12 protein-coding genes are annotated in these 14,403 nt (G+C 42.3%); 6 read left to right on the top strand and 6 right to left on the bottom strand.

The features are described from left to right. Window positions 1-8: 8 nt before the first annotated feature. The 4 genes from A4G13_RS01280 to garL all read right to left on the bottom strand — a co-directional run bounded on the left by A4G13_RS01280 (window position 9) and on the right by garL (window position 4,175). Window positions 9-1,160 (bottom strand): CdaR family transcriptional regulator, encoded by a 1,152-nt coding sequence (locus A4G13_RS01280; protein ID WP_011199873.1) that lies wholly within the window; start codon window positions 1,158-1,160, stop codon window positions 9-11. 11 nt (window positions 1,161-1,171) lie between these two features. Then, window positions 1,172-2,314, bottom strand: a complete 1,143-nt coding sequence (locus A4G13_RS01275; protein ID WP_041639593.1) for a glycerate kinase — start codon at window positions 2,312-2,314, stop codon at window positions 1,172-1,174. 123 nt (window positions 2,315-2,437) lie between these two features. Then, window positions 2,438-3,325, bottom strand: a complete 888-nt coding sequence (garR, locus tag A4G13_RS01270; RefSeq protein WP_011199871.1) for a 2-hydroxy-3-oxopropionate reductase — start codon at window positions 3,323-3,325, stop codon at window positions 2,438-2,440. Window positions 3,326-3,404: 79 nt separating this feature from the next. Next, entirely contained in the window at window positions 3,405-4,175 is a 771-nt protein-coding gene (garL, locus tag A4G13_RS01265; protein ID WP_011199870.1) for a 2-dehydro-3-deoxyglucarate aldolase, read from the bottom strand. 476 nt (window positions 4,176-4,651) lie between these two features. Here garL and gudD point away from each other — a divergent pair, with 476 nt between their 5' ends. The 5 genes from gudD (at window position 4,652) to A4G13_RS01240 (ending at window position 11,315) form a co-directional block, all read left to right on the top strand. After that, on the top strand, window positions 4,652-5,980 hold the full coding sequence (gudD, locus tag A4G13_RS01260) for a glucarate dehydratase (RefSeq protein WP_090654444.1): 1,329 nt from the start codon (window positions 4,652-4,654) through the stop codon (window positions 5,978-5,980). A gap of 113 nt (window positions 5,981-6,093) precedes the next feature. Further along, window positions 6,094-7,479, top strand: a complete 1,386-nt coding sequence (locus A4G13_RS01255) for a GntP family permease (RefSeq protein WP_011199867.1) — start codon at window positions 6,094-6,096, stop codon at window positions 7,477-7,479. Window positions 7,480-7,580: 101 nt separating this feature from the next. Then, window positions 7,581-8,432, top strand: coding sequence for an aldo/keto reductase (locus A4G13_RS01250; protein WP_090654442.1), 852 nt, complete (start codon window positions 7,581-7,583; stop codon window positions 8,430-8,432). A gap of 107 nt (window positions 8,433-8,539) precedes the next feature. Next, window positions 8,540-9,919 carry a GntP family permease gene (locus tag A4G13_RS01245; RefSeq protein WP_090654440.1) on the top strand — a complete coding sequence of 460 codons (1,380 nt, stop codon included), beginning with the start codon at window positions 8,540-8,542 and terminating at the stop codon, window positions 9,917-9,919. Window positions 9,920-10,211: 292 nt separating this feature from the next. Beyond that, window positions 10,212-11,315: an SMP-30/gluconolactonase/LRE family protein gene (locus A4G13_RS01240; RefSeq protein WP_176752347.1), complete on the top strand. Its 1,104-nt coding sequence runs from the start codon at window positions 10,212-10,214 to the stop codon at window positions 11,313-11,315. 118 nt (window positions 11,316-11,433) lie between these two features. On the opposite strand, the gene hpt is transcribed toward A4G13_RS01240, so the two are convergent. Further along, a complete protein-coding gene (hpt, locus tag A4G13_RS01235) occupies window positions 11,434-11,973 on the bottom strand; it encodes a hypoxanthine phosphoribosyltransferase (protein ID WP_011199862.1) in 540 nt (179 codons plus the stop codon). Window positions 11,974-12,223: 250 nt separating this feature from the next. Further along, a complete protein-coding gene (gene pmbA / locus A4G13_RS01230; RefSeq protein WP_090654438.1) occupies window positions 12,224-13,579 on the bottom strand; it encodes a metalloprotease PmbA in 1,356 nt (451 codons plus the stop codon). Window positions 13,580-13,717: 138 nt separating this feature from the next. On the opposite strand from pmbA, the gene yjgA reads away from it, so the two are divergent. After that, window positions 13,718-14,254 (top strand): ribosome biogenesis factor YjgA, encoded by a 537-nt coding sequence (yjgA, locus tag A4G13_RS01225; RefSeq protein ID WP_011199860.1) that lies wholly within the window; start codon window positions 13,718-13,720, stop codon window positions 14,252-14,254. The last annotated feature ends 149 nt before the right edge of the window (window positions 14,255-14,403 follow it).

Raw genomic sequence — 14,403 nt, 5'->3', positions numbered from 1 at the left:
TTATGTAGTTAAACGGCTACGTGTAGCGCCATATAAAGTAAAAAGCGGTTATCCGTACTATTTAAGTCTAAACCGGTTAAATCGGCAATTTTATTCAGACGATATTCTAAGGTATTACGATGTACATAAAGCGCCTTCGCTGTTGCAATAGTTTGCATATTATTTTCAAACCATGCCAATAAAGTCTTTAATAACACACCATTATTGTCCATTAATTTTAATTTCTTAATAGGTCGTTCTAATTCTTCCTTTTGCCAGCCATCACGTAATTGATCAAGCAATACAGGTAAAATAAGATCCTGATAATTGTAAATTCGCTGTTTCGGATAACGGGCTTTACCAATAGTTAACGTCGTTTTTGCCGTATGATAAGAAAGTGAGATACTATCTTCCGTTGTAAAATAATTACCCAATGAAATGCGCACATTTAGTTTTGCTTTCTCATTCATTCGGGAAAGTAACTGATTAATTCGCTCCAGATGGTCATCAACTTCCCAACGCCCGAAACTATTTAATGCAGGTTTTAATACGACTAATTCCGTCAATGAAAGTACGGCAACTAAATTATCGCGTTCGGGTATTTTAAGTAAAGTCTGTAAATTTTGTAACTCTGAACGCGCATTCTCAATACCAAGCTGCCCGCTATCCACTTCAATGATGCAGGCAACTCTGGGGATAGAAAGATCAACGCCTAGGCGATTAGCCCATTCTACAATGCTTGGCGTAATTTTATCCGTATTAATCAAATTAAGGACAAGTTCTTCTTTCAGGCGGGTATCTTGGGCAAGTATATTGAACAAACGAGCCTGTTCCAGCATCATTTCCGCAGTCATACAAACAAGTTTGCCAAATTCTTTTAATGTTGTCGGTTCTCCTGTCAAACCTATAACACCGACTATTTCGCCGTCAACTCTCAACGGCAGATTTATACCGGGCCGCACACCGTGCAGACTGTGAATAACCGCTTCATTAATATCCACCACGCGTCCTTGTGATAAAACTAATAAAGCGCCATCATGAATCTCACCTATTCTATTTACATCGCCACTAGCAATAATTTTGCCTTTGGCATCCATAATATTAATATTGCAGTCAATAATATCCATTGTCCGTTGCACAATTTTTTGCGCAAGTTTCGCATCTAATAGGTAAGTTGACATAATATAAATCCTTATGAAATTTTCATCTTAAGTGTCGCTGCAATATTTCTCGCGGTAATTTCCAAATTTTCCGCCGCATTGGTAGGATCCAACGCTTCCGGCAGGCTACAAACTTTATTAAGTACACTAAATACCGCATCTAAGCCATAATCATAAACCACATGGATATCTTTTCCTAAACTTCCTGCAATCCCGATTACCGGTAGATCATAGCGTTTTGCGATAGCCGCTACACCGACAGGTACCTTACCATTAATACTCTGATGATCGATACGCCCTTCTCCGGTAATAACCAGATCGGCATCTTTTATTTTACTTTCTAAATCAAGTAATTGAGTAATAATACCGATACCGCTTTTAAGCTCGCCTTTTAACACGCCGGCAAAAGCGGCACCTAAACCGCCGGCCGCACCGGACCCAGGTAAATCTTTCACATCGATATTTAAATCTTGCTTAATAATATCCGCATAATGGCTTAAAGCCTCATCTAATTGCTTAACCATTTGTGGCGTAGCACCTTTTTGCGGTCCAAAAGTTGCAGATGCGCCATTTTCTCCAACTAACGGGTTAGTCACATCGCAAGCCACATCAAACTTACATTCCGCTAAACGGCAATCCATTGTTGAAAAATCAATTTTAGACAGACGAGCCAGTTCCGCACCGCCATAACCTAAGGATTTACCTTGTTCGTCCAGCAATTTCACTCCTAAGGCTTGCAGCATACCCGCACCACCGTCATTGGTAGCACTACCGCCTAATCCAACAATAAAATGGCGAACTCCGGAATCCAGTGCCGACAGGATCAACTCACCGACACCGTATGTGGTGGTAATTAACGGATTCCGTTTTTCCATGGGGACTTGTTCAATCCCGCATGCGGCGGCAATTTCAATGAAAGCGACAGAATTATCATGAGATATGCCCCAAAATGCTTTTTGTTGAGAACCCAGCGCCCCTACAACATCCAACTCTATTCTTTTCCCGTTTGTCGCTTCAACCATCGTATCTACGGTACCCTCACCACCATCGGCCACAGGCACTTTTACATATGTTGCATCAGGAAAAATTTGTTTAAATCCTTTTTCAATTATATTAGCGACATTCATAGCTGAAAGGCTTTCTTTATAAGAATCCGGCGCAATGACAATTTTCATCCTATCTCGCTCCATTATAATTTTTTAATAACCATACTTAAAATAACAATAAAATTAACCGCACTTTTATTGCTGTTTTAAATAAGGTTTTAAAGGAGCGACTATTCGCTCCTTTTCATCTAATTAAAAACGTTTGATTTCCGTACCAGTTAAACGCTCATAATAGCGAGCCAATGCACTGTGATCCAATTTATCATCACCGGCCGAACGTAATGATTGCATCATTTCCATTACCGCAGATGTTAACGGAAGATTGGCGCCGACGCCGTGAGAAGTATCTAATGCGTTAGCAAGATCTTTAATATGCAAATCAATACGGAAGCCCGGTTTAAAATTACGATCCAATACCATAGGCGCTTTTGCATCTAAAACGGTAGAACCTGCCAGACCGCCGCGAATCGCCTGATAAACCAATTCTGGGTCAACACCGGCTTTAGTTGCCAGCATAAAGGCTTCCGACATAGCGGCAATATTTAATGCGACAATGACCTGATTGGCTAATTTCGTGACGTTACCCGCACCGATATCGCCGGTATAAACCACGGAACCGGCCATTGCTTTCATAACGTCATAATATTTATCAAATACATCTTTTTTACCGCCAACCATTACGGATAATGTGCCGTCTATCGCTTTAGGTTCGCCTCCGCTCACCGGCGCATCTAACATATCAATGCCTTTTTTCTCTAATTCGGCATAAATTTCACGGCTTGCTAATGGCGCGATAGAACTCATATCAATAAATACATAATTGGTATTTTGCGCTTCAATCAAACCGTTTTCACCGGAAACGACGGTCTTAACATGTGGTGAATTTGGCAGCATAGTGATCACGACTTCGACTTGTTCGGCCACTTCTTTTGGCGTCGCTGCGCTTGTTGCGCCTAAAGCAACAATTTCATCTACAGCCGCTTTATTAAAATCCAATACAACCAATGAATGACCTGCTTTGATCAAATTTTTACTCATTGGTTTTCCCATAATACCAAGACCAATAAATCCGATTTTCATGATATTTACCTCTTTTAATTAACGTTAATTGTAGAGAATACTCCCCACGGGTTTAGCTAAATCCGTCTATTCAAAGATTTTAACCTTTGAATTTTTCACTTAATGCTTTTGTTGCGCCGCGGAATACGCCTAAATCACTGCCGACGGCAACAAAGGTTGCGCCCCATTCAAGATAACGGCGCGCGTCAGCCTCAACCGGTGCCAAAATACCGCATGGTTTACCGTGTTTTTTCGCCGTAGCAAAAATATGCTGAATGACTTTTTGTACTTCCGGATGATTCGGTTGCCCTAAATAACCCAATGCCGCAGATAAATCACCTGGTCCGACAAATAAACAGTCCACACCGTTTACCGCTGCAATTTCATCGACATTATCCACACCTTTCTGGCTTTCAATCTGTACGATTACACCGATATTGTCATTGATCACTTTAAAATAATCAGGAATAGTCGCATAACCGTTATTACGATGACTTACCGATACGCCGCGAATGCCTTCAGGCGGATAACGCGTTGCCGAAACGGCTTCCTCCGCTTCCTCTTTAGATTCGACATAAGGCACTAAAACATTATAAAAACCAATATCTAACACACGTTTGATAATCACAGGTTCATTTTTAGGAACTCGGACAATCGGCATACTGGCACTATCTTTTACCGCCATTAACTGAGGAATAAAAGAAAGCACATCATTCGGCGCATGCTCGCCGTCAAACAATAGCCAGTCAAAACCGGCTAAACCTAATACTTCAGCCGTAATCGGATTGCCTAATGCACACCAACATCCGATTAACGTTTCTCCTTTTAATAATTTCTGACGAAATTGATTAGGTACATATTTTTCGTTCATAACCTGTTTCCTTTATTTAAGTGGTTCAAGATTTGTGAAAAAGTCTAAAATCTTTTCTTCAAACAAACACTGTATATCATCACAAAAATATTTTATCTAAAATCACTTATTATGTGCATCCGCACTATTCGCTCTAAATTTCAGACCAATTGAATGTGATTCTCTTTTTATAAAATAGACAAAATCCGTCTAAAAATAGGTATTTTTGTGATCTTCATCACATTAATGTAGGCATATGCACAAATAAAAATGCATTTCAGCCTTTTATCTTCTGATAATCGCCGGATACCAAAAACAAGCTAATTTTCTATAATGCCCCTATTGAAATTCATTAGTGAAATGATAAACCAAGTTGTAATGTTGATTGCAAGCACTCTGAAAAAGAGCAATTGCCGAAAACAAATAAATTTGCGGAAAACTTACCGCACTTTTATCCGATTTTAATCTTAAACTACAAACAATAAAGAGGATCTACTATGAGCACTCCAGTTATTACAGAAATGCAGGTTATCCCGGTTGCCGGTCACGATAGTATGTTATTAAATTTAAGCGGTGCGCACAGTCCGTATTTCACGCGCAATATCGTGATTTTAAAAGATAACAGCGGCAATACCGGTATCGGCGAAGTGCCGGGCGGTGAAAAAATCCGCCAAACATTGGAAGATGCCAAACCGTTGGTTATCGGCAAAACTCTGGGCGAATACAAAAATGTAATGAATACCGTTCGCCAAACTTTTAATGACCGTGATGCAGGCGGTCGCGGTTTACAAACATTCGACTTGCGTACCACTATTCACGTGGTAACCGCCGTCGAAGCGGCCATGCTGGATTTGTTGGGTCAGCATTTAGGCGTGACCGTAGCTTCATTATTAGGCGACGGTCAACAACGTGACGCCGTTGAAATGCTGGGTTATTTATTCTTTGTCGGTGATCGCAAAAAAACCAATCTCGCCTATCAAAGTCAGGAAAACGATCCGTGCGACTGGTACCGTGTTCGTCATGAAGAAGCGATGACACCGGAATCCGTCGTTCGTCTTGCCGAAGCGGCTTATGAAAAATATGGTTTTAACGACTTTAAATTAAAAGGCGGCGTATTAGACGGCTTTGAAGAAGCGGAAGCAGTGACCGCACTCGCAAAACGTTTCCCGCAAGCCCGTATAACCCTTGACCCTAACGGTGCCTGGTCATTAGATGAGGCGATTAAAATCGGTAAACAATTAAAAGGCGTATTGGCCTATGCCGAAGACCCGTGCGGGGCGGAACAAGGCTATTCTGGCCGCGAAATTATGGCGGAATTCCGTCGTGCCACCGGTTTACCGACGGCAACCAATATGATTGCCACCGACTGGCGTCAAATGGGACATACCATTTCATTGCAATCCGTGGATATCCCGCTTGCCGACCCTCACTTCTGGACAATGCAGGGTTCCGTTCGCGTGGCGCAAATGTGTAACGAATGGGGCTTAACCTGGGGTTCGCATTCTAACAATCACTTTGATATTTCACTTGCTATGTTTACCCATGTAGCGGCTGCCGCGCCGGGTGATATTACCGCAATCGATACTCACTGGATCTGGCAGGAAGGTAACCAACGTTTAACCAAAGAACCGTTGCAAATTAAAGGCGGTTTGGTTGAAGTACCGAAAAAACCGGGTTTAGGTATTGAAATTGATATGGATCAGGTTATGAAAGCTAACGAGCTATATAAATCAATGGGTTTAGGTGCGCGTGACGATGCAATGGCGATGCAATTCTTAATTCCGGGCTGGACATTTGATAATAAACGCCCTTGCCTGGTACGTTAAAAACTCGCTTTGATTTTAAAACAGATGATATACGGGTTAAGTATTCAATGAAAAATTACGGCAAATCCGTCCGGTTGAAACTTGACCTGTACCCTTTAATAAAGGAGTAAAAAATGGAAACTGCAGCTAGTATGTCGCAAATGCTTATCGGTTTGGCTATCGGTATTGCACTTCTCTTAATACTGGCAATGAAGACAAGAATCCATGTCTTTGTTGCTTTAATTCTCGCCTCGTTAACCACCGGTCTGATAGGCGGTTTACCTTTTGCCGAAGTGATTAGTTCAGTCACTAAAGGTTTCGGTAGTACGCTGGGCAGTACCGGTATTATTATCGGTCTCGGCGTCATGATGGGCGCAATTTTAGAAAAATCCGGCGCTGCCGAACAGATGGCTTTCTCTATTATCAAATTGATTGGTAAAGCCAAGGAAGAATGGGCTTTAGCCTTAACGGGCTATGTGGTTGCCATTCCCGTTTTTGCCGATTCCGGTTTGATTATTTTAACCCCGCTTGCCAGATCCTTATCCCGTATGACTGGTAAAAGCGTTATCGGGCTCGGTTTAGCCATGGCAACCGGTCTGCAATTAGCGCACGTATTTATTCCGCCGACACCGGGTCCGTTAGCGGTTGCCGGTATTTTAGATATCGATATGGGGATGATGATTATTTGGGGGATGATATTAACGGTTCCGACTTTGGTAATGTCTACGCTATACGCAAAATGGCTCGGTAAAAAAATCTATCAGATTCCTAACGAAGACGGTACCGACTTTGAACGCAAGGAATTTAAAGAGGAATACATTAAATCCATTGAAAATGTAGAACAGATTTATAAAGATAAGAATCTGCCGGGTGCCGGACTGTCATTTTCACCTATCGTAATTCCTTTAATTTTGATTTTAGGTAATACCACCGTTAATTTCCTGAAAATCGAAAATGGTTTTGCCGATTTGTTAAAAATAGTAGGCCATCCAATTATTGCATTGATCATCGGTCTTTTAATCGCTCTTTATGGTTTAGGTCGCCGTCTTTCTAAAGCGGAAACCAACAAAGCCATTGAAGACGGAGTAAAATCCACTGGTATGATTTTATTCATCACCGGTGCGGGCGGTGCGTTAGGTTATGTTGTGCGCGATGCTGGTATCGGTAATGCCTTAGGTGAAGCGGTTCTGACCGTCGGTATCCCGGGTATTTTGATTCCATTTGTAATTGCCGCGCTAATGCGTATTGCGCTGGGTAGCGCCACCGTCGCTTTAATTACAGCCGCCACCCTGGCCGCCCCGCTTGTACCGCAATTAGGTTTAAATCCGACTTTAGTTGCCATGTCAACCTGTGCCGGTGCGGTATCATTCAGCTACTTTAACGACAGCGGTTTCTGGGTATTCAATGGTCTATACGGTTTGAAAGAAGTAAAAGATCAATTTATGGCTAAAACCATGGTTTCGTTTATCGGTGCTTTCTCCTGTTTGGCGCTGGTACTGATCTTTAATATCTTTATGTAAAATTTAACTCATAAAAATTTGTTTAGTTCGCTAATCAATCTTTAATCCCCTTTGCCGGCATCATACAATGTCGGCAAATTTGTTTACAGAATAGAGAAAGTATGAAAAAAATCACATTAAAAAATGGCGATAAACTGACCTTACTTGGCATGGGAACCTGGTTTATAGGAGATAATGCGCATTATCGTCAGGAAGAAATCGCTGCATTGCGTTATGGTATTGAGCACGGCATAAATCTCATTGATACCGCGGAAATGTATGGTAATGGCCGCGCCGAGCGGCTTATTGGCGAAGCTATTGCGCCTTATGACAGAAACTCGCTTTACCTCATCTCCAAAGTCTTACCGAACAATGCTAATAAACGTAAAATTGAGCAGGCCTGTAATAATTCTTTAAAAGCACTCAACACCGATTATCTTGATATGTATCTCTACCACTGGCGGGGCACAACACCGCTAGCGGAAACCGTCGAATGCCTGGAAGCATTAAAAAACAAAGGTAAAATTAAAGCCTGGGGCGTGTCTAATTTCGATTTGGAAGATATGCAGGAATTGCTTGCCTTACCAAACGGCAATCAATGCCAGTTAAATGAAGTTCTGTTTCACTTGGGTTCGCGCGGTATTGAATACGCCTTAAAACCTTATCAGGACAAACTTGCCATACCCACCGTCGCCTACTGCCCGCTTGCTCAGGCCGGTTCATTACAACGCAACTTACTTCGTCACCCGGAAGTCACAACGATCGCTGAAGAGCTCAACTGTACGCCATATCAGTTATTGCTGTTGTTTGTACTGGCGCAACCTAATATGATCGCCATTCCCAAAGCGGGACAAGTTCGACATATGAAGGAAAATATCGCCTGTTTAGACATGCAACTAACACAGCAGCAACTTGCTCGTCTGAACAATGCATTTCCGTCCCCGACCCATAGAATACATTTGGATATTGTGTAAAGTGCGGTCAATTTTCAACGGTTTTTCGTTTCGCGATTGAGATCACAAAACGAATTCCGGAAACTTGCTATCATTTTCGGAGTTCAATCTGATAGCAGGAGGTATTTATGAGCGGCATTTCCCTGATTATTAGCTTTATTATCGCGATTATTATCATGATTTGGATGATATCCAAACTAAAGGTTCACCCTTTTCTTTCGCTAATGACCATTTCGCTGGCGCTTGCTTTAGTTGCCGGTATTGAGCTGAATAAAATTCCCGGGATGATTGGTGACGGCTTTAGCAGCACCTTTAAAAGTATCGGTATTGTAATTATTTTCGGCGCAATTATCGGCACTATCCTGGAAAAAACCGGCGCAGCTCTGAAGCTTGCCGATATGGTGGTTAAACTTGTAGGGCAAAAACACCCCGAACTGGCCATGCTTATTATGGGCGCAATTGTGGGAATCCCGGTTTTTTGCGACAGCGGATTTGTGGTACTGAATCCGATTCGTGAAGCGCTGTATAAAAAAATCGCCGCCAATCCCGTGGCTACGGCGGTGGCATTAAGCGGCGGTTTATACGCCTCTCACGTATTTATTCCGCCAACCCCCGGTCCTATTGCGGCGGCCGGCGCATTGGGATTAGAATCCAATTTACTGCTCGTTATTATCATGGGGGTTGTAGTATCCATTCCGGTACTGACAGCCGTTTATTTCTTTGCCGGATATATCGGCAAACGGGTAACCCTTGATGAAGAAGCTCAGGCAGACGCTGCCATCGTCAAAAACTATGAACAATTACTTAAACAATACGGCATTTTGCCCGGCAAATTTTTAAGTCTTGCGCCAATTTTAATGCCGATTGTTTTCATGGCATTAGGCTCTATTGCAAAAATCGCGGAGATCGGCAGCAATACGGGAATAATTATTCAGTTTTTAGGTACTCCGATTATAGCTTTAGCTATTGGGGTTATCTTTTCCGTTTTTCTGCTGTTACAAACCAAAAAAATAACGGAGTTTAATGAATTAACCAACGAAACCTTAAAAATAGTCGGTCCTATTCTGTTTATTACTGCGGCGGGCGGCGTACTAGGAAAAGTCATCACTGAAGCGGGTTTTGTGGATTATATTAAACAAAACGCGCATATTATCAGCACTACCGGCATTTTCTTCCCGTTTATTATTTCCGCGGTGCTGAAAACGGCACAAGGCAGTTCTACCGTGGCGATTATCACTACCGCCTCAATTATGGGCATGTACAGTGCCGGGGATTCGTTAATGAGCGTACTCGGGCTGACTTCAGAAATTGCCGCAGCGCTCTGCGTGATGGCCATTGCAGCCGGAGCGATGTGCGTATCACATGCCAACGACAGTTATTTCTGGGTAGTAACAAATTTCGGTAAAATGACGGCACAGCAAGGTTATAAAACCCAAACCCTAATGACCTTCATCATGGGGATCGTAGGTATTATCACCGTTTATATTTTGTCTTTGCTATTATTGTAATGAAATAACAAAACAAAAAAGTGCGGTAGAAAATTCAAAAGTTTTGCTCAGTCTCTCGAGATTTTTGCGGAACCAATGCCCAAAAGCAAATGTTTGTACAAAACTTTTAAATTTTCTACCGCACTTTTAGCTTTTAATTCCCCTTTTCTGTGATCCCGTTCACAACACATCGTGCAATCGCTCAAAAATTAAGCAACCAAATCTGTTTATTTTGTTAAATTATCAATGTTCTCTTTCCTTGCAACTTCTATACTAAACAAAGATTTTCTTGTTTATCAAATGGGAGATTGCTATGAATGAATCGAAGCAAACAAATGCACAAATTCAATATAACGAAATCAATTTTAGACGCCGGAGCGTATTACGCACGCTTGCCGGTAGCGTATTGTTATCGGTTACGGGCAGTACACTCGCCAAACAATGTGAAATTACATCGCCTGAAATCCTTAGCCCGCGTTATCCCGATCCACTCATTGAAGTGTCGGATCCCTCTTTCAATAAATATCGCCTTTATTCCTCAAGCGTAGAACGCTTGGCTACGGGATTTCGTTGGGCGGAAGGACCTGTTTGGTTTGGTGACGGGCAATACTTATTATTTTCTGACATTCCTAACAACCGTATTATGCGTTATGACAATATCACCGGACAAACCGCAGTATTTCGCGAAAATGCCAATTACTCAAACGGGCTGGCGCGCGATAAACAAGGACGGTTACTGGCTTGCGAGCATTTAACCCGGCGCCTGACCCGCACCGAATATGACGGTTCCGTCACCGTACTGGCAGATAGTTTTGAGGGCAAACCGCTGAATTCACCGAATGATATTGCAGTACAATCCAACGGAGCAATCTGGTTTACCGATCCTACTTTCGGCATTAACGGATATTATGAAGGAGAAAAAGCAAAAGCCGAGCAGCCGACGGCAGTGTATCGCATTGATCCACAAACAGAAAAATTAGAACGCGTATTAGATGACTTGCTGATGCCGAACGGCATTGCCTTCTCGCCCGATGAAAAACACCTGTATATTGTCGGACGTTTTTCCGAAACACCCGCCCTGCGTGAAATTTTCCGTTATGATGTAAGCACAGACGGTAAATTAAACAACAGAACGCATTTTTTCGACGGCGGTGAAAACGGCACATTAGACGGCATTGCCGTAGACGAAGACGGTAATATCTGGGCGGGCTGGGGCAGTATCAACAACAGCCAAAACGGACTATCCGGCGATATGGACGGCGTAATTGTTATCAATCCTCAAGGCAAACAAATCGCACATATTCATTTGCCCGAACGTTGCGCCAATCTCTGCTTCGGCGGATCGAAACGCAACCGTGTTTTTATGGCGTCAGGTCACTCATTATATGCGCTCTATGTGGAAACCCGCGGCACCTAAACCTGAATACCATTAACAAAATTACACTTAAAACTTCAATTTTGCCGGGCTTCTATATTTAAAATGCCCGGCAAAACTTTTCATTTTTTGACCGCACTTTACATCGGTTAAGTCAGATTTATTCCTCTAACACCACTTTCCCGATATAACCCAAATTACGATGATGTTGTGCGTAGTCGATGCCGTAACCTACTACAAATTCATCCGGGATCCGGAATCCAATCCAATCGACGGGTACTTCTACTTCGCGGCGTGAAGGTTTGTCTAACAGAGTACAAATTTTGAGGGAAGCCGGGGTGCGTAAATTTAAAATTTCCCGCACTTTTTCCAGGGTATAGCCGGTATCGATAATATCTTCCACAATTAATACGTGCTGATTTTTAATATCGCCGTCTAAATCTTTTGTAATTTTTACATCATGATTCGTCGTCATGCCGGAACCGTAACTTGCGGTAGTCATAAATTCGATTTCCACCGGCAATTTAATTTCCCGAACGAGATCAGCCATAAACATAAACGAGCCGCGCAACAAGCCGACAACAATTAATTTTTCAACCTGCTGCTGCCGGTAATAAGCGGTGATTTCAGCGCCTAACTGCTGAATTCGCGCTTTAACCTCTTGTTCCGAGATCAATATATCCACATGATGTTTTTTCATAAAATAATTTCCAATACTAAAAGGCGGATGAAGTGCAGTATCATAACATAAAAAAAGGCCGGTGTTTTACCACTCCGGCCTTTTTAGTACCCTAACGAATTTACTTTCTACTCTACCTGTTCGGAGCTATCTATGCCGACTAACTATAACCTACCAAATTATCTTTAATCGTACTCTTAACAGATGGTTTTATACTAAATGAAATGTTTATTATTGTCAATAAGAATTATTATCATTTAAGGTATAATTCTTAATTACCTGAAATTTTCATACTTTCCAATAAAATCGAACCTGTCTGAATATTAGAACGCTGTTCAATATCATCGCCGACTGCCACAATATCGCGCAACATATCTTTCAGCCGGCCTGCGATAGTAATTTCCGCCACCGGATATTGAATTTCGCCGTTTTCCACCCAAAAACCGGCGGCGCCCCGGGAATAATCACCGGTCACCATATTCACCCCCTGCCCCATCAGATCCGTCACTAACAAGCCTCTTCCCATTTGGCGCAATAAACTATCCAAACCGCCGTTTGCATTCGGGCGAACCAACCAGTTATGAATGCCGCCCGCATGACCGGTACTTTGCATACCCAATTTACGGCCGCTGTAACTCGTTAATAAATACGTGCGCAAAATACCCTGTTCAACGATTTCACGCGACTGTGTTTTCACTCCTTCGCTGTCAAAAGGGGTTGAAGCCAATCTGCCCATTAAATGAGGGCGTTCGCTGATGTGGAACCAATCGGGTAATATTTGTCGACCTAAATGATCCAATAAAAAACTGGCTTTACGATATAAGCTGCCACCGCTAATGGCGCCCGCAAGGGAACCGATTAAGCCGGTTGCTACATCGTTTAAGAAAATTACCGGCGCTTCCTGAGTCGTAATCTTACGTGGTTGCAAGCGTGCTACCGCTTTTTTAGCCACATTTTCGCCCACCCAAACCGGACTTTCCAGCGCGTTTAAATCGCGGGAAACCGTATATTCATAATCGTTTTCGAGCTCATCATCAATACCGCTCAATACCGAGCAAGAAATTGAATAACGGCTGGATAAATAACTTTGCAGCATACCGTAACTATTGCCGTATACTCTTACGCCATTATGTGAATTAAAGGAAGCGCCGTTGCTGTTTACAATCCGTTTATCATAATCCAGCGCCGCCGTTTCCGCCTGTAATGCCAATTCGATTGCCTGATCAACGTCCACTTCCGCCGGATTGTATAATGCCAAACTCGGCGCCTCAAACGCCATCAGTTCTTTATCCGCAAGCCCCGCGCATTCATCGGGAGAGGTGTATTTTGCGATAGCTAAAGCGGCTTCAACGGCGTTTTTAATCGCGTCCTTGCTTAAATCCGAAGTGGAGGCATTACCTTTTTGTTGACCTAAATAAACGGAAATACCTAATGCGCCGTCATTGTTGAATTCTACGTTTTCCACTTCTTTTAAACGGGTCAAAACCGATAATCCGTTAACTTTTGTTACCGCCACTTCTGCGGAAGCGCCTGCTTTTTGAGCGATTTCGACAGCATAGCTCACGGCATCACGCAACGCTTTTTCTTGTTGTTTTAAAAGTGCGGTCTGATTTTGCGAAATTTCCATAATTTGCCTTATAAAATGGGCAGTTCACCCAACTAATAAATACGTGTTATAAATGAGAAAATCCTCATTCTACCTTTATTTGTGGCATTTTATCTTATTTGCTACAATGTCGCAAAATATCAGTAGAAAGGGAAAAAAATGAAAAAACGCGGCAAAAAGCCTGAACTTGATTGGGAAACGGAAGAGCAAGAAGAAATTATCTGGGTAAGCAAAAGCGAGATTAAACGCGATGCGGAAGAACTCAAAAAACTCGGTGCAAAATTAGTGGATTTAACCAAAACCAACTTAGATAAAATTCCGTTAGACGGCAACTTATTAGAAGCCGTTGAATTGGCACGCCGTTCGGTAAAAGAAGCCAAACGCCGCCAGTTACAATATATCGGCAAATTATTGCGTAATACGGATGTGGAACCAATCCGGGACGCATTGGATAAAATTGAAAATAAACATAACCAACAGCAGGCAATGTTGCATAAACTGGAATTAATGCGGGACGAACTGGTTTCCAAAGGTGATGAAGGGTTGGTTGCGTTATTGATTGATTATCCGCAAATGGATCGCCGGCATTTACGTAATTTAATTCGTTCGGCTCAAAAAGAAAAAGAACAAAATAAACCGCCGAAAGCTTACCGCGAGATTTATCAATACCTCAAAGATTTTATTATTGAAGAATAATTTCTCTCAAGGCGCTTATATGCGCCTTTTATTTTACCAAACCTTAATATTCCCTTAATAAAAAGATTGTTTAATCTAGAGGCTGTTTATCTTTTAAGTATAAATTTTAATTTTGAAACCCTAGCACGGCAAAGCCGTACTAGGGTACG

The organism is Basfia succiniciproducens (assembly GCF_011455875.1).
GTDB lineage: Bacteria > Pseudomonadota > Gammaproteobacteria > Enterobacterales > Pasteurellaceae > Basfia > Basfia succiniciproducens.
This window is presented reverse-complemented; position numbering and strand designations above follow the sequence as displayed.